Below are 24,975 nucleotides of genomic sequence, written 5' to 3'. Positions count from 1 at the left end.
CGGTGACCGGCCGCTGAAGGTGATCCGCCGCCGGCGGTCAGGCGAATTCCGGTGTCATGGCGGCAGCGATCCTCAGGTGCGGAGCGGCCTGTTCGTCCAAGCCCAGGCGCTGAAGGGTGCGACCGAGCATGAGCCGGAGGTAGGAGTCGTCCGGCAGGTCGGTGACCAGCTGTTCCAGGGTTTGCCGGGCGCGGCCGAGCTGGGCGGAGGTGAAGTACGCGCGGGCGGCAAGGCGACGTACGTTGAGGTCGTCGCCGTGTTCGTCGAGCAGCGGTTGGAGCAGGGTGAGCGCGCCGAGCGGGTCCCGTAGGTCCAGGAGGGACTCGGCGTACCGCAAGCGCCCGACCTCTTCGGGTACATCGCGTTCCGGGCCTGCGGTGGCGAGGAAGTCGGCGATGATGTCGGGTGGTTGTGCGCCGGCCAGGGCCCGGTCTCCGACGACGATCGTCGGGGAGGTCTTGATGCCCCGCGCCTTGCCGATCAGGCGAAGCTCCCGGACGGTGCGGTCGGCCGCGTCGGTGTCGAGCAGCGCGGCGGCTTCGGCGAATCCGGCGGCGGTCGCAAGGGTCCTGAGCGTGTCACGCGCGCTGATGTCGTCGGCCTCGACGAAGTGTGCCCGCATCAGGTACTCGGCCAGGGTGTCCTGCAGTGCGCTGCCGCCGTGCTCGTGGGCGAGGGCCAGGAGCCGGTGGGCGTCGTGGCTGCTGGATCGCCAGGCGGCGCCCCAGTTGGGTCCAAGCCCTTCGGCGGCTGCGATGCGGGAGATGGGCACCCGGTCGTCGGCGGTCGCCGGGCTCTGCGTGGCCGGCGGGTCCACCACGCACCGGCCTGCGGTGTCGTCGACCATCGGGTCGCGCTGGGCCGGTTCCACCGGGACGGCCTGGGCCGGGGCGGTCGGGTCGATCCGGTAGGGGCGCCAGACGACCTCGATGTCGCGGGCGGACAGCGCCGGATCGGCGAGGGCCGCCTCCAGCCGGCGTTTGCCGATGTAGGCCCAGGGGCAGACGACGTCCGCCCAGATCTCGATGCGCATCTTCGCCCTCATGTCCTCTCTGAGGCTCTTGCCTGCCGTGCGGTTGTTCAGGCCGGTGTGGGCGCCGGGCGCCCGCACCGGCCTGCGGAGCGGGTCGACGACCGGGGCCGGCCGTGGGGACGGTCAGCCGATGAAGTCGGCGAGGTTCCGCTTGAGCTGGTCCTTCGGCAGGGCGCCGACGATGGTCTTGACGGCCTTGCCACCGGCGAAGACCTTCAAGGTCGGGATGGACATGATCCCGTACTGGGCGGCGAGAGCGGGGTTCTTGTCGATGTCGACCTTCACGACCGTCAAGCGGTCGGCGTGCTCGGCGGCGATCTGCTCCAGGGTGGGAGCGATCATCCGGCACGGCGGGCACCAGGTGGCCCAGAAGTCGACCAGAACGGGCGTGTCGCTCTGGAACACGAGCTCCTCGAAGTTGCTCTCGGTTGCGGTGATGGTGGTGCCGGCCATGGGAGATGTCCTTGATCTGTCGGTGACTCGGGCGAGTCGGGTGGTTCGGGTGACTGGGGTGGTTCGGCTGGTTCGGCTGGTTCGGGTGAGTGGTGGTGGTCAGACGGCCGAGACGACCATGACGGCCTGGGTCTCCGGGTCGGCCAGTGAGGCCAGGTAGCGCTCGGCGTCCAGGGCGGCGGAGGCGCCGGTGCCGGCGGCGGTGATGGCCTGGCGGTAGGTGTGGTCCACGACGTCGCCGGCGCCGAAGACGCCCGGGACGTCGGTCCGGGTCGAGGGGGCCTCGACCTTCAGGTAACCCTCGGCGTCGAGGTCCAGCCGGCCCTTGAACAGCTCGGTGCGCGGGTCGTGGCCGATGGCGATGAACAGGCCGGTGACGGCCAGCTCGCGGGTCTCGCCGGTGGTGCCGCCGTCCTTCGACACCGTGCGCAGGGTGACGCCGGTCAGCTTCGGGTCGCCGTGGATCGCCTCCACCGCGCTGTCCCACTCGAAGCGGATCTTCTCGTCGGCGAAGGCGCGCTCCTGCATCGCCTTGGAGGCGCGCAGGGTGTCCCGGCGGTGGATGATCGTGACGCTGCGGGCGAAGCGGGAGAGGAAGGTCGCCTCCTCCAGTGCGGTGTCACCGCCGCCGACCACCGCGATGTCCTGGTCGCGGAAGAAGAAGCCGTCGCAGGTGGCGCACCAGGAGACGCCGCGCCCGGAGAGCTTGTCCTCGTTCGGCAGACCGAGCTTGCGGTGCTGCGAGCCGGTGGTGACGATCACGGCGCGGGCCTTGTGGACGTTGCCCTCGGAGTCGGTGACGGTCTTGATGTCACCCGTGAGGTCGACCGCGACGATGTCGTCCGGGATCAGCTCGGCGCCGAACCGCTCGGCCTGGGCCCGCATGTTGTCCATCAGCTCGGGGCCCATGATGCCGTCCCGGAAGCCGGGGAAGTTCTCCACCTCGGTGGTGTTCATCAGCGCGCCGCCGGCGGTGACGGCGCCCTCGAAGACCAGCGGCTTGAGGGAGGCACGGGCGGTGTAGAGCGCGGCCGTGTAGCCGGCCGGGCCGGAACCGATGATGATCACGTCACGGATGGGGGTGCTCAAGGCGATGCCTCCTGATAGGTCACGGCGACGGTTGGCTCCGCCGGGGGCCGCGGTGTCGGGCCCGACCGCCTGGCTGCTGCGGCCCGGACCACGCCGCGCCGCTGCTGGGCCGCGCGGCGGGGGTCCGGCCAATCCCGAGAGAGTGGGGCGACCGGAACATCTACAACGTATCACGTTGCAGTGATATCACGCAAGAGTGGTATCAGCACGGCGTGATATGTGATAATCGAGGCATGCTGACACCAGGGACCGACAAGGCGACGCTGACGCAGGGCGACCTCATTCGAGTGCTGGGCGAGCCCCTTCGCCTGCGCATCGTGACGCTGCTCGCGCAGGCGGCCCTGTGTACCAACCACCTGATCAAGGAGACGGGTGCGCGGCAGACCGCGCTGTCCAACCATCTGCGAGTGCTGCGCGAGGCCGGCATCGTGGAGCCGGAGCCGCACGGCCGCTTCACGTACTACCGACTGCGCCCCGAGGTACCGCAGGCCCTGGAGGAGTTCTTCGGCGGTCTCGCCCGCGCCGCGGCGGAATCGCTGGCCGCGGACCGTAAACGGCCGTGCGAGTGACCGACGCCGAGCGCCTCCCCGCGCACGGCCCGGCCTCCGGCGCGATCGGAAGGCGCGGGCCCGGGCCCGCGCAGGCCGGCTGAGCGAGCCCGGCAGGCGCCGACGGCGAACCACCCGCTCAGCCTTCGGCGAAGTTGCGTCGTCTCGACGCGTCGGCGCCGACCTGGTGCCGTGGGCTGCACCGGTCCTTTCCTTCGGCCGCGTGTCAGCTGGAGATGCGGGCTTCGATGCCGTCGAGCAGGAAGTCGAGGCCGATCCGGAAGGTCTGGTCGGCGTCCAGGTGGGCGGCATCGCGCACCACCGTGGCCAGCGCGGGGAACCGGCCGGTGGCGAAGGTCCGCTCCAGATAGGGCCCGAGTGAGGCCTGCCAGCGCTTCTCGTCCATCCCGGTGGCCCGCTCGGCACGCCGCTCGGCGATCTCCCGGCGCACCGCGCCGATCACGTACGCGTCGACCGCGGTGACCACCGGCATGATGGCGTCCACGTCAACGCCGCCCAGCGCGGCCACCACGGCCTCGCCCCTGGCCAGCGCGTTCGGCCCGAGCTGCGGACGCCCACCGAGCAGATCGGCGAGCCATTCGTGCTCGTGAGCGGCCTGCCGGGTCGTTTCGGCAAGGGACCGCAGCACCTCCCGCCACTCGTCTCCGACCGGCCGGATCTCGGCGTGGACCGCGTCGACCATCAGGTCGAGCAACTCCTCCTTGCCGGCGATGTAGCTGTACAGCCGCATCGGCCCGACGGCCAACGCGGTGGCGACCTTGCGCAGCGACACCGCCTCCAGGCCGTCCGCGTCGGCCAGCTGGATCGCTGCTCGCACGATCCGCTCCCGGTTCAGCGGGGCCGGCACGGGTCGATTCGGCGGCTCCGGCCTCTCCCACACCAACATGCCGCTAACAATACATCGCATCGGTAGATACAGTGTATCGGTCAGTACGGCGTATCAGAGAGAGGCAAACATGACCATCGCCATCATCGGAGCCGGCCTCGGCGGCCTGGCCCTCGCCCGCGTGCTGCACGTGAACGGCATCGACGCCGTCGTGTACGAACGCGAACCGTCCCGCGGCGCGCGCGGCCAGGGCGGCATGCTCGACCTGCACTCCGGGACCGGGCAGCGGGCACTGCGCGAGGCCGGCCTGATCGACCGGTTCCACGCGATTGCCCGTCGCGAAGGCCAGGACCTGCGACTTCTCGAGCCGGACGGCACCCTGCTGCTCCAGGAGGACACGCCCGACGACGCCCCACTCGAGCGACCTGAGGTCGACCGTGCCGATCTGCGCAACCTGCTGCTGGACTCTCTCCCCGAACACGCGGTGCGCTGGGGCCACGCGTTCGAACACGCCGACCGCGGCCTGCTGCACTTCACCGACGGCAGCAGCGCGACGTGTGACCTGCTGGTCGGCGCCGACGGTGCGTGCTCCCGGGTCCGCGCGCTTCTCACCGACGCCCGCCCGGTGCACACCGGCCAGAACGTCGTCGAGCTCGGCATCCCCGACATCGACCGCACCCACCCCGACCTCGCGGCGATGGTCGGACGAGGCAACTACTGGGTGCTCGGCAACGGGCAATCCCTGGCGGCCCAGCGCAACGGCGACGGCCGCGTACGCATCTACCTGAGCTTCAGCACCGCCGAGGACTGGTTCGCCTCCAGCGGCATCCCGTTCGACGACCCTGCCGTCGCCCGCGTGCGGCTGATCGATCTGTTCACCGGCTGGGACTCACGGTTCACCGCACTGATCGCCGCCTGCGACGACACCGTCCTGCCACGGTCGATCACCACTCTCCCGGTCGGCCTGACCTGGCCGTCGACACGAGGCATCACGCTGCTCGGCGATGCCGCCCACCTGATGCCGCCGGTGGGGCAGGGCGCCAACATGGCGCTGCTCGACGGCGCGCTGCTCGGCCTCGCGCTGGCCGCGCACCCGGACGACTTTCCCGCCGCCGTCGAAGAATACGAACGCGAGATGTTCGAACGCACCAGCGCCGCCGGCCGGCAGTCCGCGCACGTCCAGGAGATCCTGACGTCGCCGGGCGCCGCCAAGAAGATGCTGGCGTTCTTCCAGCCCAGCTGAATTCAGCCGGCAAACGACGGGCAGCCGACGCTTGAACGTGCATGCCTTGTGCAGTGGCCGCGCGGCCGGCCGGCCTCGCTCCTCCCGCCCCCAGCCACCACAACGACCAACGATCCGAGGAACGGGAGCGGGGTGGGGTGGATCTCGGATCCTCATGACCCGCGAGGTCGGCCGCCGACGGCGAAGACGAGAGGCGGGCTCGCGACCGTTCCTCCCCGAGCAGGAGGGGGCCGGCCGGACCACGGTGATCTCCGGCAAGCGGGGGCGGGCCGGGCGGTCAGCGCCCCAGTGCGTTACGGACCGTCAGCCCGTGGTGGCGGCGTAGCCGGCGCATCTCCCACCAGGACAGGGCCGTGACGGTCACGGGAGCGCCCAGGATGAAGACCGCCCGGGCGCCCGCCGGAACCTGGGGGTAGGCGCCCGTGATCACGTCCAGGAGCGCCATCTCCCACACCAGGACGCCGGCAAGGACCGGCGGCAGCACCTCGTGGATGTCAGCGGTACGGAAAACGTGCACGAGCGACAGGCCGATGCCGTAGAGGGCAAAACCCATCGACCACACGCACAGCACCCCGATGGCGATCGTTCCCGGCAGCCCGACGGCTTCCCGGAGCCCCGCCGTCTCCGGCGCCATCGCGAGCGCCGCGGTGCCCATGGACGCCATGATGGCCACCACTGCACCGAGCGGGCGCAGGGCCCGTCGCAGGTAGACGCGCCGCAGCCCGCCCCGCGCGGCCGCCACGAACGCACCCACCACCACGGGGAAGGTGCAGACCAGCACCAGGACGCTGGACCAGCTCTGGTTGAGGCGTTCGTCCGCAACGGCCTTGACGTCGGCGGCACTGACGACGGAGTTGTAGGTGACCATCAGGCCCACCCAGGCGACCAGGCCCAGCACGGTGCGCCACAGTTGGAGCCTGCGGACCGCCGGATCGTCCACGACCGCGGGACGGGAAGGACGGAAGGTCCGCTGGGCGGCGTAGAACGGATTGCGGACCCCGCGCAGGATCTTCCGGCCGCGTGACGGCTCGGCAGGTGGTGGCGAAGCCGGCGGAAAAGGCGGCGCGTACGGATACCCCTGCGGAGAAGCAGACGGAGCATACGGATAACCCTGCGGAGCGTACGGGTACCCCGCCGGCGGAGCATGCGCGGACCTGGGCGGCGGGACCGGGGAGCCCTGGCCGGGCCACCCTGCCGGCGGCCGACTGCCCGCGCCACCCACCGGATCCCCGTACCCGCCCCCGCCGTAACCAGCCACGCCCCGCACCCCCACTGTCCTGCCCCACCGACGCCACGCATCGTAGTGGCTCCAGGCCGACGACTACCCGCTCGACGGCGTGCCGCCGGTGCGCAGGCCTACAAGCCGGCGCTCGCTGGGGAAGAGCCCACCAGGACCCGCCGCCCGATCGCCGGCACCGGCCCCCTCAACCCTCCGGCCACCCCGGCCACTTCTGGCGGCCGATGGCTACGCCTGCCCGAGCACCCGGCGGTGTTCCCGACACGGCCGCCCGGGCGACACGGATGTCACCGGTTTCGAGGGCGACAGGCTCGTCGTCGTGCGGGCCGGCGGAGAGCGGCTGACGCCGGCCGGCCCTGGTCCCCTCCCGTTCCGTCCTGTCCACAGCGCCAGGCCCGCCCAGCGCAGCACTGACCGGCGGGCCGTCAGGAGCACCAGGACACGGACGCTGCGACGCGGTTCAGGCCACGAGCAGGCGGAGGCCGAGATCTGCCGCGTCGCGGTCGGCGAGGTCGCGGTTGCGCTCGGCCCACCGGCCGGAGTCGAGGTCGTCACTGAGGCTGCGTACCGCCCGCTGCTCGGCCTCCGGCCCGACCCTCGTCCACACCGACATCGCACGGCGCACGTGGTCCTCCAGATACGCCCCCGGCCGGCGCCAGTACGCCTCGAACAGGCCGTCAGCGCAGTCCCACGGGACGGGCACCGGCTCGGCGCGGGCGCCGATCGCGTCGGCCAGGACGGCAAGCGAGGGAAATTCGGCCAGGACGGCGGCGAACTCGGGCAGGTAGTCGCGGGTGAGCCAGAACCGGTCCTGCCATCCGGGCTCGTCGGTGTCGAAGGTGAGCACCACCACGCGGCGGGCCACGCGCCGCATCTCGCGCAGCCCCGCTACCGCGTCCCCCCAGTGGTGAACGGTGGAGACGGCCATCGCGACGTCGAATGAATGGTCCTCGAACGGCAGGCTCTCCGCGGCGGCGGCCACGCACGGCGCCGACCCGGCAGGCCGCTGCCCCCGCATGACCGCCGACGGCTCCACCGCGGTCACGTCGCGATCAGCAGGCTCGTAGGAGCCGGTGCCGGCCCCGACGTTCAGCACCGTCTGCGCGTCGCCGAGCGCGTCCCAGATCTGCGCGGCGATCCGCGGCTCGGTGCGCCTCGTCGCGGTGTAGGCGCCGCCGATCGCGTCGTACAGCCGTGCACCGAGCATCTCCAACTGCTCCTCCGGTGTCACCTTGAGTCCCTTCGCCCGTGCCTCGAGTTCCCTGTCGATGGCCGCCACCATGGCGCCGGCGCGATCACGCCGCTCCTGCAGCAGACCGCGCAGTCGACGCAGGTGCGCGACCGCGTCGGCGGACGGGTCGCCGACCAGCTCCGCGACCTCCCGCAGGCCGAAGCCCAACCGCCGATAGGCCAGCACCTCCCGCAGCCGCTCCACGTCGCCCGCCGAGTACGCCCGGTACCCGGCCACCGTCCGCGCCGACGGCCGAACGAGCCCGATCTCGTCATAGTGATGCAGCGTACGAACGCTCACACCGGCCAGGCCGGCCACGCGTCCCACGGTCCAGTGATCGTCCACGGCACCGACTGTGCAGCCTGACGCCACGTGAGGGTCAACACCCTCACTCACGGCAGCAAAGATCCCGGACCCGAAGGAGCGGGCCCGAGGCGACTCCTGCAAGCCGGAGCGACGGTCCGGCCCGCAGAAGCCTGCCGCGATGTCCGATGCACCGGCCGGACCCTGACCAGCGCCTTCCGCATCGAGGAGATCCGCGACGACCTCATCGCGCGCGCCGCCCGAGCCGAACGCGAGGGCCGGACCGGCCAGGAGACCAGCTCCGTGATGGAGATCAGTGGCGGACGAAGATCAGAACGGAACCGACACTCCCGCCTCGCGCAGCCTGGACAGGGCGGCGGACATGCACTGCCGCAGTGGCCCAGGGCGTCGGCGATCGACCCATGCTCCAGCTCCCGGTACACCGCCAGGCCGTCGTCACTCAGGTAGGGCTTGAGGTCGATGCCGAAGGAACGGGAGACCCCGATGACCGCCATGGGGATGACACCGCTCCACACGAGGGAGCCGTCGACGTACTTGAGGTTGTGCGCCGGGTCCACGAGCAGGCCGCCCTCGGCGAAGCCGACCAGCTTGCCGTTGACCTCGGGGGCGTAGCCCGGTGCGAGTGCGGCCGCCCAGTTGGTCGCGATGGCGCCGCCGGAGTAGCCCATCAGGGCGATGGCGGTGTCGGAGTCCATGCCGGTCTCCGCGGACCTGGTCGCGGCGCGGATCGAGTCCAGCGTGGTGAACGCGTACTCCGGGCCGGCCGCGAAGTCGGCGGTCTGTCCCTCGGTGTCCGGGATGACGAGGTTGTAGCCCTGCAACAGCAGCGGCGCCAGGAAGACGGCTTCGGCGTTCGCGATGGCGCCGCCCAGGGTGAGGTCACCGGCGCCGGCGGTCCGGTTCCGGTGGCGCGGGCGCCCTCGCAAGGGAGTCGGCGGGTACGGGGCACAGCGGCCTTTCGCGCGGGCACAGCGGTCCTCCGGTACGGGTGGGGGCGTGGGGGTGTGGGGGCGTGAGGGTCCGTTGGACGGTGAGGTCAGCGTCGGCACACGTCTGGTGATCCACCGGCGAGAGTGTTACCAACCGGTAAGTAACCTCTCGGCAACCATGATGACGGCGGAACGGCGCCGTGTCCCCGGGCCGTACAACAGAGATTCACCAAGTGGATTGTGACCGCACCCAACGCGGCGGAACGCGACTCGGCACCACGGTTCGCCGGCACGCCGGTCCACGAACGGCTCCGGGCCCCCGCTCCGGTCCGGCAGCAGGCGGCGCCCCCAGCCCCGGGGCGCGACGGGGCCGGTGCTGCCACCGCCCGGGAGGGTCCGGCCGAGGGTGCCGTTCCGGCCGTGGAACCTCATACCGTCGCCGGACGGCTGGTTGTAGTCGGACGGCTGGTTGTCGCTCCACGGGCCGGTCCCCCATGGGTGGTTGCCGGCCGGATTCACCCTGGGCGGCGTGCTGGCGGGCGCGGGCCCGGTGCCTCAGCGCCGCACGCCGTCGATCGCGATCCGCAGGTGGCGGGGCCCGCGCAGCACCGCGTTGGTGCGGTACGGGGGCGGGTCCTCCACCAGGCGCGGGCGCTCCAGCCGGCGGGCGAGTCCGGCCAGTGCCAGCTGTGCCTCCAGGCGGGCGAGCGGCGCGCCGAAGCAGCTGTGGATGCCGCTGCCGAGGCCCAGGTGCTGATTGTCCGGCCGGTCGGGGTCGAAGCGGTCCGGGTCCGCGAACCGCTCGGGGTCGCGGTTGCCGGCCGCCAGCATCAACCAGAGCGAGGCCCCCTTGGGAATGGTGACGCCGGCGACCTCGATGTCGGTGATCGGTGTGCGGCTGGGCAACATCTGCACCGGCGGCTCGTACCGCAGCAGCTCCTCCACCAGCGGCACCGCCACCCGCGCGTCGGCGCGCAGCCGCTCCAGGGCCTCCGGGTGGCGCAGCAGGGTGAGCATGCCGTTGGTGATCAGGTTGACCGTCGTCTCGTGGCCGGCGATGAGCAGGAGTGCGGCGGTGCTGAGCACCTCCATGCCGCTCAGCCGGCCCTCGGGCCCCTGTCCGGTGGCGAGTTGGGAGAGCATGTCGTCGCCGGGCGCCTTGCGGCGCTCCTCGATGAGGGCGTTCAGGTAGAGGCCGAGCTCGACGCGGGCCTGCTGGGCGATGCGGTTGCGTTCGGTGAGGTCCTGGCCGGGTTGTGGGTCGAGGGTGGCGACGAGGGTGTCGGCCCAGCCGTGGAAGCGGCTCTCGTCCTCGCGGGGGATGCCCAGGAGGCGGCAGATCACGGTCACGGGGAACGGGTAGGAGAAGCGGTCGACCAGGTCTATCTCGTCACCGTCCAGGGCGTCGATGAGGTCGGTGACGATCGTCTCCAGCTCGCCGTGCATGCCGTCGATGCGGTGGGGGCTGTGCGGCGGGCCGAACGGGCGGTTGGTGATGGCGCGCAGCCGGTCGTGCTCGGGCGGGTCCAGTCGCAGGAAGTTCGGTGGCAGCACCCCGCCGGCATCGCCCTCCTCCTGTCCGGGCGCCGTCGTGTCGGGCACGGCCCGGTAGCGGGCCTCGGAGCTGATCCGCGGATCGTGGAGCAGCGCGCGCACCGCGTGGTACCCGCCGATCACGTACGGGCCGCTCTCGTCGTGGTGGACCGGCTTCTCCCGCAGCCGGGCGTACAACGGGTACGGGTCGTGGCGGTTGGAGTAGTCGGTGATCTGCTGCAGCAACGTCAGGTCGGTCATGACGGTCCTCGGGTTCGTGGGGCACCGTGCCCGTCGTGCGGGTGCGGGGTGTCCGCGGGAGGGCCCGCGGCTCGCCGGCCGGCGGCGGGTCGGCGGACGCGGGAGGGCTGGACGGGGTCGGCGGGCGGCGGGCGCGGGACGGCGGGCGACGGTCGGGTGGCGACGGTCAGGCCCGCGCGGGGGTGAAGGTGACGGTCCGATCGGCCGGGGAGTAGCCGCTGACGGTGACCGTGGGGCCGTGCGAGGGCACGGACGGGTCGGGGAAGCCGGCCGGGCGCGGGCCGCCGCCCTCCTGCGGCCGGTCCATGGTCTCGAACGGCGGCGGGAAGGGCGCGGTGCGTTGGATCAGCTCCTCGTAGAACGGGAGCCAGCGTCCGTGGTCGAAGGTGACCGCGGCGATCACCCGCCCCTGGTGCCCGTACACGGCCGTGAAGCGGCGTTCGGCGAGCGAACCCTGGGTGACCATGATCTCCTCCCCCATCGACGGCACCCCGACCGACTTGATGTTCACCCCGAACTGGGACGACCAGAAGGCCGGCACCCACAGGTGCGGCAGCCGCTGCGGGGCGGCGTTGATCATGTTGTGCGCAGCGACCTCCGCCTGTGCGACAGCGTTGCCCCAGTGCTCCAGGGAGAGGAACTGGTAACCGAACAACGGGTGCGGCGAGCGCGCCACGTCCCCGGCCACGAAGACGTCGTCGGTGACGATGCCGCGCACGTCGAACGCCCGGCAGCCGGCGTCGCAGGCGATCCCGCGCGGACCGGCGCCCAGCCCCGACCCGGCAAGCCAGTCGGTGTTGCGGATCGCGCCGAGCGAGACGATCACGACGTCCGCCTCGACCGTCGAACCGTCCGACAGGGCCGCCGAGCGGACCCGGCCGGCCGCGTCGCCCTCCAGGGCGGTGACGGTGACCCCGCACCGCAGGTCGACCCCGGCGTCGAGGTGCATCTGCGTGGCCACCTCGCCGATCACCCCGCCCAGCGCGCCCACCAGCGGCGCGGCCCCCCGCTCGGCGACGGTCACGGCCAGGCCGCGTTCCCGGCACGCGGAGGCGATCTCGGAACCGGTGAACCCCGCCCCGATCACCAGCACCCGGCGCGGGCCGGCTCCCAGCCGGCGTTCCAGCGCGGCCGCGTCGTCGCGGCCGCGCAGCACGAACACACCGTCCAGGGCGGCCTGATCCGCGTGCGGCCAGGGGCGGGCCCGTACCCCTGTCGCGATCAGCAGCCGGTCGTACTCCAGCTCGTCGCCGTCGGCCAGGCGCACCCGCCGCGTGGCCATGTCCAGCCCGGTCGCCGCGTTGCCGAGCCGCCAGTGCGCGTCCACCTCCCGCCGGTGCGGCAGCGCGGTGCAATCGGCGGACGCCACGCCCAGCAACACCTGCTTCGACAGCGGCGGCCGGTCGTACGGGCCGTAGGGCTCGTCGCCGACCAGCGTGAGCGGCCCCGTGAAGCCCTTGTCCCGCAAGGTCTCCGCCGCCCGCAGCCCGGCGAGGGAGGCGCCCACGATCACGATGCGTCCCTCGCGGCGGAGCCGCTCCAGCCAACCGTCACCGTTCACCGCCGACCACCTCCGTGGCCGCCGGCCTCCGCCCCGCCGACACCTGTCCCACCGACGGGCGTGCGCTGCTCCTCGTCCCGGTCGTCGACGACGATCGCCTGCACCGGACACGCCGCGACCGCCCGTGCCATGCGCTCGCGCTGTTCGGCCCCGGCCCGGGGGGTGTAGAGCAGTGCCTCGTCCCCGTGCATCCTGAAGACGTCGGGCGCGAGGAACGCGCACTGCGCGTACCCCTGGCAACGATTGAGATCAACGACCACCCTCACCGGACACCACCCTCACCACACGCGGTCACGTCCACGTCAGCCTCCGCCACCCGGGCCGCCACCGCCCGCCGGAGCACCCCCGTCGAGTGACCCGCCCGGCCCGCAGGCCGGGCCGGTCGTCCCGGCTGCCGCGCCCCCCGGTGGCGGTGGCCTGAGGGCCGAGGGGTGGCGCGCTCCGCTGTCGGCGGCAAGGGAGAGGACGCAGGTGGGCGGCGCGCGCCGGGGATCCGGCGCAGGTCCCGCCCGGCGGCGCCAGTCGGCCAGCAGGGCGCAGACGAAGTCCTCCTCGACGGCGCGCAGGTGCTCCAGCAGGTTCGGGTTGTTGGTCTGGTTCCCCTGCTCGGAGACGGTGAGGCTGCGGCGGCCGTCCGGGGTGCCCACGCCGAGTAACCCGCGGTGTTTCCCGTATGCCCGTACACCACACCGCACCAGGTGCGGCACTCGAAGATCGCCAGCCCGGCGCGGTTGGCTCCGGGGCCGGCCGGCTCGGAGGCGCCCGCGACGAAGGTCCGCTGCTGGCGGCGGGTAGAGTCGCTGATCAGCGAGCCGCCCGCGTACCCGGCCGTGAACGTGCTGAAGTCCTTCGGGGTGGACACCAGGCCGCCCGACGCCCAGGCACCCGAGGCGCCGAACAGGGAGCTGACGTCCTGCAGTGGGCCGTCCGGCGGGACGGCGTAGCCGTGCAGGTAGGGCTCGGGCAGCCGGTAGCCGGAGGCCGCCGACCCCGGGAGGCGTGACTCGCTGCAGGCAGCAGCCTGATTTCCGCCTCGCGCCCGGGCGGGCAGAGCCCCAAAGGATGTTGTGGGGACGGTGTCCGGCGCGCCGGTTCGGTAGCTCGGTAGCCACCCCGGCTACTCGCGCCATTCCGCGGTGACTTCGGCCCGCTCCTGCCACAGTCGCGCGCCCGCTCCCCCGGCCTCCTGCCGCTCGCAGAAGGTGCGCAGCGCCTCGCACTTGTCCAGCATCGCCTGCCGGCGAAGCGGCCACGGCGGCACCGGGTGGCCGTAGGCGTCGAAGAAGGCGTCGAGCGCCGCCAGTTGCCCGGGGTGGTGCATACGCATGATCCACTCACACCAGGCGAGGTCCTCCACCGGGGCCCCGAGGTGGGCGAACTCCCAGTCGAGGACCGCGTTGACCTTGAAGGTCCCCGGGTCGAGCAGGAGGTTGTTGGGGCCGAAGTCGCCGTGCACCAGCACCTGTTGCGTCTCGTCCTCGCCGGCACCGAGCATCCCCGGGACCTTGCGGAGCAGAACGGGGTCGACCTGCTGGATGCGCCGCAGCACGGCTCCGCAGGCACCGAGCGCCGCTGTCGCCCGCCCGGCGTCCACCAGGTCCTGGCCGAGCTCGCCGGCCATGAATCCCAGAGTGAGCGTGCCTGCACCCGCTGCGCGCACCGGCGCCACCGGCAGTTGCCGGCGAAGCTCGCGCAGCAGTCCGGCCTCGCGCGCGAGACGCAGTTCGCGGTCCGGCCCGCGGTACCGCTTCACCACGACTTCGCCGTCGCCCGCCGTATCATTGGTGTACCCGTGCCGCATCGGTTGCATCCGACCATCATTCAGCACCCGGAACCGACTGAAGCCCCCGATACCCCCGAGCCGTGGTCACGCGCTCGCGTGCCTACGTCTTCCACGGCACCATGACGGTTGGCCTCGATCCGCCCCTGGCCCAATCCGTGATCACTCAGCCGCAAGGTGAAGCGACCCCGAAGTCTCGTCAGGTCGATCACCGTGTTGCTCTCGCATCAGTTCGCCGCCGGACCGCTCCGCGCGGAGCACGGAGAAGAGCACGGAATCGTGCCACCGCCCGCCACGGCGCCGAGCACGCCACGCCCTCCAGCGGCAGGACCCAGTGGGACCCGCGCACGGGCGGCCGCGCGGCGGTGAACGGTGGCGCGTCGGTGCACGCCTCGGCAATCGTGAGAGCGGGTCCACTGCGCGGCGGTCTCGATTTGTTGTCCCGCCGGCGCCGTGGATCTTCCAGGTACCGCGCGCAGCGCGACTGACATCGCCCGTCCGTCCTTCGCTTCCCCTCCGACGTGCTCCACCTGCTCCACGTGGTCAAGTGGCGTGCCGAAGCCGACGACTGATCGGTGGCCTGGTGGATCCGCACCGTCGAGCACGGGCTCAAGCGGGTGGCGTGACCGGGGACCACGCGCCGAACCACTGCTCGGCACCCCACTCCTCGAACCGTTGCAGCTCGGTGAACCCGAGCCTCGCCGCGAGGCGCATCGAGCGTTCGTTGGCGGTCTGGGTGCAGAGCACCACCGGCTCGCCGGGAAGCGCGTCGGCGAACCAGCCGAGCGCCGCCGCGCACGCCTCGGCGGCGTACCCGCGTCCCCACGCCTCTGGCAGGAACAGGTAGCCGAGCTCGGCCTCCCCGGCATGCGGACGGACATGACTCCGGTGTTCCGAGTCGCGCCGGTTGAGCTCGACGGTACCGATCATCGCTCCGCCGAGCTCGATCACGAAGAGGCCGGGCCGCCGCCCGGGCACCTCGGGCACCGCGCGCTCGAGCTCATCACGCGGTCGAGAGCCGCCGATGTAGGTGCCCACCTCCGGCGAGGCGAACAGCTCGATGAACGCCGCACGGTCCCGGGCTTCGGACTGGCGGAGCACGAGCCGCTCGGTGCTGATCGGGGCAGCTGGCCGGGGGACGGGGTGCACTGTCATCTCATCCGACACGGAACGGTTCCTGATCCTCTCGACCACACGTTTCGACCTCGTACGACCACGGCAGGCAGCGACTTCTGACGTCGCCGAACATCGAGACGTGCTCCGAGGAGAACCAGTTGCATTCGCCCGGGAAGATCCGCCGGACAGGGCCTGGCCCCGGCGCTTCCTTGCAGGTAGTCCTGGTGGACGAGAAACTCTCGATAGCTGGTGCTGCGAAACTCACGTACTCGACCGGGAAGCGGCAGCCGACCTCGTCGACGCCGCGGTGCACGGGGCCGGGCACGCCGGTTGCCGCTCTCCTGCCCGGCATCCACGTGGTCACCACCACCGACCTCGACGGCGGCGAGACCGCGGTTGCGCACGAGCGGGGCCTGGCCCGGCTGCGGCGGTGCCGCCCGTCCGGACGCGCGTTGTCGAGGCCCATCCGGGCCAGGCCCGAGCAACGCCGCAAGCCCTGACCCTCTGCTCTGCAAGGTGCCAGGGGCCGCGTCAGGGCTCTCAGACTGTCATCATCGCGGCCGGCACCGGGGCGGTCAGCCCGGCGCGGGCATCCTGCATGGCGCTCAGCCGGCGCACGACCAGGATTGCCAGGACGGCAGCAGCGAGAGTGAAGGCGCTCTCCGCAATCTCCAGCACCAGCGAGGTCTGAACAGCCGCGACGTCGGTGTCGACGTCTCCGCTCGCCACGGTGGCGGCGCCCACGGACGCCGCGGTGATCCGATTGAGGATCAGCCCACCGATCCCGGCCGTCCACCAGGACGACAGCAGGCCCTGGGAGAGAATCTGCCGCTCACCGTAGGGGCCGGTGACGGGCGCGCTGGCCTGCCAGCAGTCCACCGTGATCCGCCACGGGAACCAGAGGCACACGATGGGCGTGAACCATGCGCCGATCACCCAGCCCTTGCCGTGCTGATGGGTGCCCGGGGCGAAGAGCTCGGCGTTCTCGCGCACGCGGTAGAGCCAGATGATGAACAGGACGGCCGTCGCGACCAGGACGGTCACCGAGAGCACGTTCAGAGCGTTTGAGAGTGCAAGCATGGTGTCGAGGGAATCGTCGGCCGTGTCGGTCGTGCCGCCCGCCAGCGCCCCGACCGACGAGTAGTCGACCACGTCCAGCACTGCCACGGCGAGCGCGAGCGCGCCGTTGACCCCCAGCAGAACCGAGGTTGCCGTCCCCAGCGATGCCGGTGACCGGTACGCACCGGCGCAGGCGAAGCACCGTCCGTCCGCCCCCAGACTCGGACGCACCCTACAAACCAGACAGGACATCAGTCGGTAACCCTCACGTAGAACGCCGAGGTCAAGTCCCCGGGCGGGCATGACCCTAGCGCTGCCAACGCGCCGCCGCCACCAAGAAAGTCGCAGGCCAGAGGCCTTATTGCCAGATGTCCGACACATCCCCAACCGGGGCGTGGTTCGTTGCCACCCAGCGCTGTGGACGGCGACGGCGGACGGTGGCCACCCACGGCCGGCTCCGCCGGCTGTGCCGGACTGGCCAGGCAGTGCCTGTGCCTGCTGAACCCGCCCCCAGCCCTCTGTGCCACGCCCCGGCCCGGACGCTCCCGCAGGACACGGCGTCCCCCTTCCGAACCGGCCGGGCCAGTCGCTCGGTTGGCCGACCGATCGGTGACGATCAAGCCCCCTGCCTGGGTGGGGGTTTCGGTGCTGACGGCACGTCAAGATGATGCGCCACCCTCAGCGGTAGGCCTGTCGTGTGTGCGTCGAGGCATCCGCGGTGCACTCGCCGAGCAGTAGTGCAGCGACCGCCTCCGGGGCCTCATGCATGGCGTCGTGGCCGGTTGGGAGGTCGTGGACCTGCCACTCGGGATCGGCTTGCAGTCGGGTGCGGAGTTCGGCGAACGGCGTCCGGTCCTCCCATCCCGAGCAGTAGACGAACTCCCGGCGGGGCACCCGGGCGAGCGCGCCCGTGAGCCGGATCGTCTGCAAGAACGAGGCGAGGGGATGGGGACGGCGGCGGGGATCGCCGCCGTCCGGCGGTCGGACGGCGTAGCCGGTGGTCGCGGCGCCGGCAGCGAACACCTCCCGGTAGCGCTCGGTCGTCGACGACCAGCACGACTCGCCGTCGCGCGGTACGTAGGCGTCGAGATGCACCAGACGCGAGATCCGGCCGCCGGCTCGATCGGCGGCCGCGGCGATCACCATGCCGCCGTAACTGTGGCCGACGAGCGTCGCGCTGGTGATGTGGGCGCGATCGAGGAGCCGCAGGACGTCGTCGGCGTGCGTGTCGAGGTTGGCGCTCGCGACCGTCGCGTTGTCGTCGTCCGGCCGCAGACCGGTCAGGGTCAGGGCGTGAACGGCATGACCGGCACCCTCCAGCAGCGGAACCACCGCCTCGAACGACCAGGAGCCGTGCCAACCGCCGGGCACGAGGACGAAGGTCGCCATGCGTTTCTCCTTCTCTCGATCCGCGGCATCGAGGCACGCTGCCTCGATGCCAGGGGGTCCGGTCGGGTGGCCTGCGCGACCGACGACCGCTCCGCATGGAAGAAGTGTCACCAGATCAGGGTGTGGCGCGGTACCGGTAGGATGCCAACTGATGCCCGTTCGCCGCCAACCTCGCCTGCACACCGGTGTGACGTCCCATGTGTGGCCGTCCGGCGGGCGCCACCTCTGGCCGTCGGGCGAAACCAGCGCAGCACAGTCGCACGCACGGGGGCACCTGGTATACGCAGCCGGCGGCGTCCTGGCGGTTCACACCGAGCACGGCACGTCGATCGTTCCCGCCAACCGGGTCGCCTGGACCCCCACCGGGTTCACGCACTGCCACCGCGCTCACGGCGACACCGACATGCGGATCGTCTTCCTCACGCCATCCCTCGCCCGGCTCCTACCCGACCATCCCGCCGTCTTCCTGGCCTCCGGCCTCGCCCGCGAGGTCCTGCTCGCCCTGACCGGCCCCCGCAACTACGACGACGCCGCGTCCGGCTACAGCCGCTCCGCGCGCTCTCGCCTCCTCCGCGTCCTCGTGGACGAACTCCGCGAAGCACACGAACAGCCACTGCACCTGCCGGAGCCACGGGACGACCGACTGCAGGCCATCGCCCGGATGCTGTACGAGAAGCCGGCGGACAACGCCACGCTGGCCGAACTCGGGAAGACGATCGGAGCCAGCACCCGCACCCTCAGCCGACTGCTGCGCAACGAACTCGGCATGACCTTCTATCAGTGGCGCACGCACCTACGCATCTACCACGCTCTCGTGCTCCTCGCCGACGGCCACGACACCATCCACACCGCCTACGCCTGCGGATGGGCCAACCCCAGCAGCTTCATCGCAGCGTTCACCGGCATCATCGGAACGACCCCGGGCCGCTACCGAACCGGTCGCCAGACCACCGCCCACGCATCTCGACTCCCGACGGCGGTCAAGTCCTCGGGGTGATGCGTACTCGCACCCGCGACGACAGTGGCCGGCGACCGGACGATGCCTGGCGCAGGCCGCCGTGAGGGCCCTCGCCCCGGGTGAGCCCGGATCCCGCGAATTCCCACCAGTTGGCAGGAATTCGCGGGATTCACTGTCAGAGACGGATTCAACGGGCCGACAGATATCCGGCCGACTCCCCCGACGGGCCACGGAACCCGGACCTGCGAGGTCGGTGTAGCCAGTGCTTGTCGGGGCGAACGCGGGAAGGCGCCGACGTGGCCGTGACCACCGGCAGGATCCGCTCCTGATCGGGCCGAGCCCACCCCTGACGCAGGCGGCCGCGGCGCTCAGACGGCGAAGCCGGTGATCTTCTGCGGCGTCACCCGGACGATGAGCCGGAGCACCTCGTCCGGCTCGGCCGGCGGGTCCTCGCCGAGGTACTTCTGGGAGAGCCTGCGCGGCAGCGACTTCTCCCGGTCCGCGAGGGAGGGGCTCTCGACCCCGGCAATCAGCGCGTTCAGCCCTGCTTGGACGAGCCGGTCGGACCCGACGTGCTTGCCGAATGCCCTCTCTCGCGCGATGTGGCTCAGCTGCCTGAGGGCGTCGTCGTGGTTCATCGGAGTCTTCTCGACCGGCATCGGGGAGAAGAAGGCTCGCACATCGGCCGCCGCTGCTGCCATCGAGTTCCCCGCCTGATCGGTGATCATAGTGAGGAGGCATGCCGGGGCGGTTCCGGGACGGAAGCCGGTCACGACCCTGTGTGTGACAGGTGCGCTGGTGGCACGGCGGCCCCCCTGTGCCTGAGGTTGACGGCCGAAGCCTTGGCCAGTGCCATGGGGTTCAGGAATCGCAGCGGGCCTATCAGGCGGGATGCGAAGCGATACATGTGCCGCGCCATCGATTCATCGCGCGCTGCGGCCGAGAACATGAGCCGCTCCAGGGGATTGAACGGACGGCCCTTGGCGAAGTCGGCGGCCAGGTACTGGTGACCGCGCAGCCGGCGCCGGTGCGTGCGGGCGTACACCGCGAGCGACCTGTCGAGGTCACCCCGACCGGTTGCGGCCGAGGCGACCGTCTCGGCCAACCATTGCGCGGACTGCAGGGCCCATCCGCATCCCACTCCCCACAGGGGGTCGCCGGTCAGGGCGGCGTCGCCGATCAACGCGACACCCGGGGCGGTCGGCTTGCGGCTGTGAAGCGGGTAGTCGACGGTGCCGATGATCTTCGTGATGCGCTCGGCGGAGTCCACGGGCGGCGCCTCGGGCAGGGCGCGGACGAATTCGAGGAAGCTGCCCTCCAGGTCTTCCCGGAAGGCCGGCAGCCGTCGCTTGTCCGGGAGCACCGCGATGACCGTCACCCCGTCGTCGTTGGGAAACGCGTACGCCATGTCGGGCTCGAGGAACCAGGTCTGACCGATACCGCCGTGCAGCGGAAGATCGCGGAAGTGCGCGAGATAGCCGAACCGCGCGTTGTCGTGCAGCCGAGCAGGCACTCCGGCGAACTTCGCCACGGCCGAGTCCTTGCCATCGGCGCCGACCACCAGCCGGGCCCGGATCTCACGCCCGCCCTTCTGTGTCGACGCGCGCACCCCCACGGTTCGCCCGGCTTCACGGACCAGCCCGGTGACCTGGTGACCGGGGAACAGATCGACACCAGGGGTCTGCGCCGCGCGGGACCTGATCAACGGGTCGAGGGTGCTGCGCCGAATGTTGTACGCGTACGGCAGTTCGGGGCCCGCCGGCGCCGCCCTCGGCTCGATCCACCCCCAGCGGGTGTACCAGCGGGCCTCGTTGCGGACGGCTCCCGCCTCCTCGAGAGCGGGGACGAGGCCGAGTTCGTCCAGCACCGGGTACGCGCCGGCCTGGAGGGAGTGGGTGCAGAGCACCTTGTACGCGTCCGGGTCCGACCGGCGTTCCAGCAGTGCGACGCGGACACCGCGTCGAGCGAGCAGTATCGCCGCGGCGCTGCCGGCGAGGCTGGCTCCGCTGATGACGACGTCGTAGTCGTATCCCGCGCTCTCAGGCTTGGTCATGCGCTGATCGCTCCCTTCGGGGTGTGGTGCCGTTCGTGGGAGGTGCACCGCCAGTGCTGTCAGGAACATGAACGGTTGTCAAGGGTGATGGATCGGATGATGTGCGATCAGGCCGCCGTCGCCTCCCGCCGCGTGTTCGGCCCGGGTGCCTCCCGTCGAACCCCGCAGCCCCCTGCTACAGGGTGACAAGCAGCTTGGTACCCGGCACCAACTTCCGGTTGACGGACGTGGACTGGACGAACACGGTGTACGACGGGTTGTCACCCGGCTTCACCGTGACCTCCGACTCCGGCAGGCCGAGGAGCCGGCGGGCCGCCGGGCCCGAGAACACCCTGCCCGTCATCCGGCCGGTGGCCGGGTCCTTCTCCGCCACGGCGAGCTGCTTGCCGCCCTGGATCTTCTCGCGCTTGGACAGCTCGTAGAAGGCGCAGCCGCTCTTGTACGCGTGCCCGGCGCTGGTGACGAAGTCGCGGATCGGCATCTGCTGGTCGACCGGGATCAGGATGTACTTGCCGGTGTCCAGGGCGTCAAGATTGGCCTTCACCTCGGCCGTGTTCAGATCCTGGCCCATGGCGAACAGGTTCCTGGTGCCACGCACGCCCTGTTCACGGCCCCGCAGGAAGCTCGTGGCAGCGGCCTTGACGGTGCCGATGGCCTCCTCGACGCCCTTGCTGGAATCCGCGTCCCAGATCGCGATGTTGCCCGCCGGGAAGCCGTACTCCTGAGCGGTGCGCTTGGCCAGGGAGTTCGGGACCAGGATCGCCGAGGTCCAGTGGTCGGGAAGGTCGTCCATGGCACCCTGGATCCGGTCCATCCAGCTGCGCAGCACCGCGGTGCCCTTGCCACCGGCCATGCGGGTGTGCATCTGGCCGCTCTCCGAACAGCCCGAGGCGTTCTCCTCGCCGTCGGTGACGACGACCTGGAGGAAGGAGTGCTCCCCGTACCCCTCCCAGATGTTCTTCAGGTCGTCGACGGACTTCACGGCCGCCTCGATCAGCGCCGTCGCACCGTTGTCGACCGCGTAGAGGCCCCGCAGGGACGGCAGGTGCTTGACGTCCATGTCCCAGACCAGGTTCTGCACCTCGTGATCGAAGGCGTAGAGGCTGATGCGGGTCTCGTGGCCGAGCCGGTCGGACTCCTCCTGAAGGCCCTTCACGAACTCGTCCACCACGCGGACGAGCTGCGCCTCGTGCTGGCGCATCGAGCCGGACTTGTCGACCACGAGCGAAACGTGGTTGACCTTGTGCTTGATCCTGTTCACCGACATGCCTCTACCCCTGTTCCAACGCCCTTTTCGACGCCTTTTCCGGCGCCCCTCCAACGTTGATCCCACACTACGAGGCGGCACTGACAGACGGTCCGACCTGGGGTTTCATGGGCCCCATGACCGGTGTCGGAGTCTGACGCAGGGAGGTGGTTGTCGGGTTCGGCAGGACGGCGCCGAAAGGGTGCGGCTGATCTCCGGGGCCCGGTCAGGTCGACCAGGGAAGGACCTCGTGGCCCGGCGGCGCGAGCGGCCCGTCCGGGATCGTCACGGGGGCCACCGAGTCCAGTTCGACCGGTGCCGGACGAACGCTCGCGTCGTTGACCAGTGTCGCGAGCTCGCCGACTGCCTGCCGGTAGGCCGCCTCGTCCCGCTCGGTGTGCAGGTACGCCAGGACGTCGGTCAGCCGCTGCACCTGATCGACGCGGTCCGGCCTGACTCGCCGCCACAGATCCGGTGGCAGCAGGACCTTGTACTTGGAGAAACGGCGACCGATGTCGATGAAGTTCTGGAGACAGGAGTCGCGCGTCCGGTCGAACTCCGGCGGGTACCGGTACTCCCGGCCGCGGAACTCGACCCACGCCTGATCGCCGGCCTCGCCGAACGACGTCGACACCGTCGCGTGGACGTCCAGCTCGAACGTCTCGTCGGCGGGACGGTTGGCCAGCCGTAGGCGTGCCCCCGCGGGCAGGAGTTCGATCGTGTAGGACACGACGACCGGACGGATGTCCTCCTGTGTGTCGAGCCTGGGGTTGGCGACCTGCACCTGCTTCGACAGCAGCAGCTGCCCGGACGGCCCCTTCAGACGCGTGCCGTCGACGGTCCACGCCACGGTCACGGGTACGTCCGCGGGCGGGTAGCTCGCCTCGACCACGGCCTCCTGGGTGTTGGCCAGCTCGCGGTAGTCCCAGGTGCCCACGACACACAACTTCTCGCCCGGCGCCCAGGTGGTCTCGCCCGCCCCCGCCTCGTCCTCGCGCAGGGTCTCCACGTGATCCGTGAACGCGATCTCGACCGGCTGGACCCTTCCCGGACGGAGACGGACCGTCACCGTGTGATCGGCAGGGGACCGGGCGATCACCGCCATGCCGAAACCCGGACCGTTGTAGACGCCGCCCCACGACCCGAAAGCGATCGGCAGACGGCGCAGCGCCAGGTACGTCGTCGCGAAGGTACCGGGGTAGTGCGCATCACCGGTACTGCCGCGGCCTTGCGCGACGATCAGCGCCGGCGTGCCCTGGCCTTGGTCCCAGTCGGCGTTCTCCCGGTACTCGATGACGTAGTTCCGCCCGCCAGGGGCCAGCACTTCCACCGCCTGCGGAGGCAGAGCGGTGTCCCGGCCGAGCCAGTGCCGGCTGCGCAGGGTGAACTCGGCGGCGCCCGCGGTGGCCGGATCGTAGGTGTGCCCGTGGATCCACCCATGGCCCAGCGCGGTCGTCGCGTTCAGGCTCGGGCCGAGCCCCGAGTACTCGGGCCGGTTGTCTCGTGGCGTGGCCGGGAGGTAGGAGCTGCCGATGCCTCCGTAGGCCATCGCGCTCATGATGCAGTACGGGTGCGCGTAGCCGCCGTAGTCCTCCCCGGGATCCTTGAAGGCGGGGTCGCCGAAGGAGTGGGTCAAGCCGAGTGCGTGACCCAACTCGTGGGCCACGAAGTCGAACCGGTCGTTCACCCGCGTGACGATTCCGTGGTGCTGCCGGTGACGGGAGGTCGCCACGTCCGACCCGCCGTTGGACGGGTAGCCGTCCCTCAGCCCCAGCACCACGACGACGACGTCGAACGGTGAGAAGTCGACGCCCCGGCTGTCCTCCATCGCCCGGATCGCCCGATCGAGCGTCTTGCGGCGCGTGGACAGGTCGGGAGCGGGGTCGTCGATGAACGCCCAGTCGAACACCTCACCGGTGAGCAGTACCTCGTTGTCGGTCTGCTTGAGCCAGTACGACGCCTGACCGTGTGTCGGACTGAAGAAGTAGGAGACGTACCAGGGGGCGTCACCGCGAAGGTTCAGCGGCTGCCCTGCCGGGAGGCCGAGGAGAATGACGGCAGTTCGGACGACAGGCACGATCGGGCTCCATCATGCGTGGTAGCCGTGGCCGGGTCTGGTGCTCAGGACGCTCACGGCCCCGGAACTATCCCACAGGCTGGTTGCACGAGGTCTCGTCACTGCAAGCACCGGCGTGTTGTCCGGGTGCCGTCGGATCAGCCCGGGCGGGGCGCCGCGCTCGACACCGGCAGGCTCCCTGCGAAGACCGGATGGTCCCGTGCCTGCCCCGGGGAAACGTTCAGGCTGCGCGGCAGAGTGCCCCGGGGCCGGTCGGGGGCGAGGTGAGGGCTACGGTCGCGTGCACGGGAGGGGCATGGCGGACGGTGGTTGCGGCCTGCGAGCGGCTCCGCGTGAAGACGACCAGGCGCAGCACCGCGAAGCGCGCGACGCCGGCGAGTGCGGAGGCCGTGAGGTAGACGGCCTGCTGAAGCAACGCACCGGGCGCCGCCGTCACCTGCTGCAGGGCAAGCATCGCCAGGCAGGTCACCGCGTACGCCGCTGCCGCCGACCCGGCCGACTGGGCGTGCTGGTGCCACGTCGCGCGCCCGCCCGCGTCGAAGGTGAAGCGGGCGTGCAACTCGGTGGCGAGGAGCGTGGAGACCACGGTGATCACGGCGTTGGCCAGGATCCAGGGAATCCAGGAGGCGAGGGCCGTCACGGCGAAGCCGGAAGCCAGCCCCACCGAGCCGCCGAAGAGAACGAAGCGGGCGAAGGCCGTGACGGCTCCGGGTGCCGCCTGCTGCCGGCTCTGCACTGTCTCCATGATCCGCCCCCTGTTGATGGCCCACCCGCGCACCGCGCGCCCGTCGGTCTGCGAGACCGGAGGGCGCACCGCCCGGGGCACCGGCCCACGACCCGCTGCCGCTGTTTCTGACGATGGAAACGCTACGTTGCCTTCAGGCTTCACACAACAAGACAGTTGCACGGAAACACTGTTAATGCAGGCCACAGCGGTAATATCGTTGCAATCGCCTCACTTCTAACGCAATGACAGGAGCCTGATCGTTGCACTGGGTCGACGGTGAA

General features: G+C 71.1%; 21 protein-coding genes and 2 pseudogenes. 3 read left to right on the top strand and 20 right to left on the bottom strand.

All coding sequences use genetic code 11. The features are described 5' to 3' along the window. Positions 1 to 37 precede the first annotated feature (37 nt). From OG286_RS39425 to trxB, 3 genes are all read right to left on the bottom strand, one after another. Positions 38 to 1,033 (bottom strand): DsbA family protein, encoded by a 996-nt coding sequence (locus OG286_RS39425; RefSeq protein ID WP_331742682.1) that lies wholly within the window; start codon positions 1,031 to 1,033, stop codon positions 38 to 40. A 123-nt stretch (positions 1,034 to 1,156) separates the two neighbouring features. Beyond that, positions 1,157 to 1,486 carry a thioredoxin gene (gene trxA / locus OG286_RS39420; protein ID WP_331742366.1) on the bottom strand — a complete coding sequence of 110 codons (330 nt, stop codon included), beginning with the start codon at positions 1,484 to 1,486 and terminating at the stop codon, positions 1,157 to 1,159. A 99-nt stretch (positions 1,487 to 1,585) separates the two neighbouring features. Continuing rightward, positions 1,586 to 2,575: a thioredoxin-disulfide reductase gene (gene trxB / locus OG286_RS39415; RefSeq protein ID WP_331742363.1), complete on the bottom strand. Its 990-nt coding sequence runs from the start codon at positions 2,573 to 2,575 to the stop codon at positions 1,586 to 1,588. A 233-nt stretch (positions 2,576 to 2,808) separates the two neighbouring features. Here trxB and OG286_RS39410 point away from each other — a divergent pair, with 233 nt between their 5' ends. Next, positions 2,809 to 3,144, top strand: coding sequence for a metalloregulator ArsR/SmtB family transcription factor (locus OG286_RS39410; protein ID WP_331742360.1), 336 nt, complete (start codon positions 2,809 to 2,811; stop codon positions 3,142 to 3,144). A 205-nt stretch (positions 3,145 to 3,349) separates the two neighbouring features. Here the strand turns inward: OG286_RS39410 and OG286_RS39405 are convergent, their stop codons facing one another. Continuing rightward, positions 3,350 to 4,030 carry a TetR/AcrR family transcriptional regulator C-terminal domain-containing protein gene (locus tag OG286_RS39405; RefSeq protein ID WP_331742357.1) on the bottom strand — a complete coding sequence of 227 codons (681 nt, stop codon included), beginning with the start codon at positions 4,028 to 4,030 and terminating at the stop codon, positions 3,350 to 3,352. Between the two features lie 70 nt (positions 4,031 to 4,100). On the opposite strand from OG286_RS39405, the gene OG286_RS39400 reads away from it, so the two are divergent. Continuing rightward, entirely contained in the window at positions 4,101 to 5,213 is a 1,113-nt protein-coding gene (locus OG286_RS39400; protein ID WP_331742354.1) for an FAD-dependent monooxygenase, read from the top strand. Between the two features lie 277 nt (positions 5,214 to 5,490). Here the strand turns inward: OG286_RS39400 and OG286_RS39395 are convergent, their stop codons facing one another. From OG286_RS39395 to OG286_RS39345, 11 genes and pseudogenes are all read right to left on the bottom strand, one after another. Next, positions 5,491 to 6,153 carry a hypothetical protein gene (locus OG286_RS39395; protein WP_331742351.1) on the bottom strand — a complete coding sequence of 221 codons (663 nt, stop codon included), beginning with the start codon at positions 6,151 to 6,153 and terminating at the stop codon, positions 5,491 to 5,493. A gap of 757 nt (positions 6,154 to 6,910) precedes the next feature. Continuing rightward, positions 6,911 to 8,008, bottom strand: coding sequence for a MerR family transcriptional regulator (locus tag OG286_RS39390; protein ID WP_331742679.1), 1,098 nt, complete (start codon positions 8,006 to 8,008; stop codon positions 6,911 to 6,913). Between the two features lie 374 nt (positions 8,009 to 8,382). Next, positions 8,383 to 8,898, bottom strand: a pseudogene (locus OG286_RS39385) (lipase family protein); the annotation flags it as partial. Between the two features lie 591 nt (positions 8,899 to 9,489). After that, positions 9,490 to 10,728: a cytochrome P450 gene (locus tag OG286_RS39380; RefSeq protein ID WP_331742348.1), complete on the bottom strand. Its 1,239-nt coding sequence runs from the start codon at positions 10,726 to 10,728 to the stop codon at positions 9,490 to 9,492. A gap of 166 nt (positions 10,729 to 10,894) precedes the next feature. Beyond that, positions 10,895 to 12,289, bottom strand: a complete 1,395-nt coding sequence (locus tag OG286_RS39375; RefSeq protein ID WP_331742345.1) for an FAD-dependent oxidoreductase — start codon at positions 12,287 to 12,289, stop codon at positions 10,895 to 10,897. Continuing rightward, positions 12,286 to 12,555 carry a ferredoxin gene (locus OG286_RS39370; protein WP_331742342.1) on the bottom strand — a complete coding sequence of 90 codons (270 nt, stop codon included), beginning with the start codon at positions 12,553 to 12,555 and terminating at the stop codon, positions 12,286 to 12,288. The genes OG286_RS39375 and OG286_RS39370 overlap by 4 nt, the downstream gene beginning before the upstream one ends. Before the next feature lie 261 nt (positions 12,556 to 12,816). Then, positions 12,817 to 13,277, bottom strand: a pseudogene (locus OG286_RS39365) (peptidase S12); the annotation flags it as partial. Positions 13,278 to 13,406: 129 nt separating this feature from the next. Beyond that, positions 13,407 to 14,099 carry a phosphotransferase gene (locus OG286_RS39360; RefSeq protein WP_331742339.1) on the bottom strand — a complete coding sequence of 231 codons (693 nt, stop codon included), beginning with the start codon at positions 14,097 to 14,099 and terminating at the stop codon, positions 13,407 to 13,409. Between the two features lie 579 nt (positions 14,100 to 14,678). Then, complete coding sequence (locus OG286_RS39355) at positions 14,679 to 15,224, bottom strand: GNAT family N-acetyltransferase (protein ID WP_331742335.1); 546 nt, start codon at positions 15,222 to 15,224, stop codon at positions 14,679 to 14,681. Positions 15,225 to 15,725: 501 nt separating this feature from the next. Continuing rightward, complete coding sequence (locus OG286_RS39350) at positions 15,726 to 16,475, bottom strand: DUF4328 domain-containing protein (protein WP_405366107.1); 750 nt, start codon at positions 16,473 to 16,475, stop codon at positions 15,726 to 15,728. A gap of 447 nt (positions 16,476 to 16,922) precedes the next feature. After that, positions 16,923 to 17,633 (bottom strand): alpha/beta hydrolase family protein, encoded by a 711-nt coding sequence (locus OG286_RS39345; RefSeq protein ID WP_331742330.1) that lies wholly within the window; start codon positions 17,631 to 17,633, stop codon positions 16,923 to 16,925. A gap of 151 nt (positions 17,634 to 17,784) precedes the next feature. On the opposite strand from OG286_RS39345, the gene OG286_RS39340 reads away from it, so the two are divergent. Further along, positions 17,785 to 18,630 (top strand): helix-turn-helix transcriptional regulator, encoded by an 846-nt coding sequence (locus OG286_RS39340; RefSeq protein ID WP_331742327.1) that lies wholly within the window; start codon positions 17,785 to 17,787, stop codon positions 18,628 to 18,630. Positions 18,631 to 18,959: 329 nt separating this feature from the next. Here the strand turns inward: OG286_RS39340 and OG286_RS39335 are convergent, their stop codons facing one another. From OG286_RS39335 to OG286_RS39315, 5 genes are all read right to left on the bottom strand, one after another. Further along, positions 18,960 to 19,319: a hypothetical protein gene (locus OG286_RS39335; protein ID WP_396322085.1), complete on the bottom strand. Its 360-nt coding sequence runs from the start codon at positions 19,317 to 19,319 to the stop codon at positions 18,960 to 18,962. Between the two features lie 41 nt (positions 19,320 to 19,360). Then, positions 19,361 to 20,644 (bottom strand): NAD(P)/FAD-dependent oxidoreductase, encoded by a 1,284-nt coding sequence (locus OG286_RS39330; protein ID WP_331742321.1) that lies wholly within the window; start codon positions 20,642 to 20,644, stop codon positions 19,361 to 19,363. 175 nt (positions 20,645 to 20,819) lie between these two features. After that, the gene (locus OG286_RS39325; RefSeq protein WP_331742318.1) at positions 20,820 to 21,911 is read right to left on the bottom strand and encodes a vWA domain-containing protein; all 1,092 of its coding nucleotides are present in this window, start codon (positions 21,909 to 21,911) and stop codon (positions 20,820 to 20,822) included. A gap of 205 nt (positions 21,912 to 22,116) precedes the next feature. Beyond that, a complete protein-coding gene (locus OG286_RS39320; RefSeq protein ID WP_331742315.1) occupies positions 22,117 to 23,967 on the bottom strand; it encodes a reprolysin-like metallopeptidase in 1,851 nt (616 codons plus the stop codon). A 220-nt stretch (positions 23,968 to 24,187) separates the two neighbouring features. Beyond that, positions 24,188 to 24,712, bottom strand: a complete 525-nt coding sequence (locus OG286_RS39315) for a hypothetical protein (RefSeq protein ID WP_331742312.1) — start codon at positions 24,710 to 24,712, stop codon at positions 24,188 to 24,190. Positions 24,713 to 24,975: the final 263 nt, after the last annotated feature.

The sequence above is a fragment of the Kitasatospora sp. NBC_00039 genome (genome assembly GCF_045160625.1).
GTDB lineage: Bacteria > Actinomycetota > Actinomycetes > Streptomycetales > Streptomycetaceae > Kitasatospora.
The sequence above is the reverse complement of the archived record's forward strand: the minus strand, read 5'-3'. Positions and strand labels throughout refer to the sequence as shown.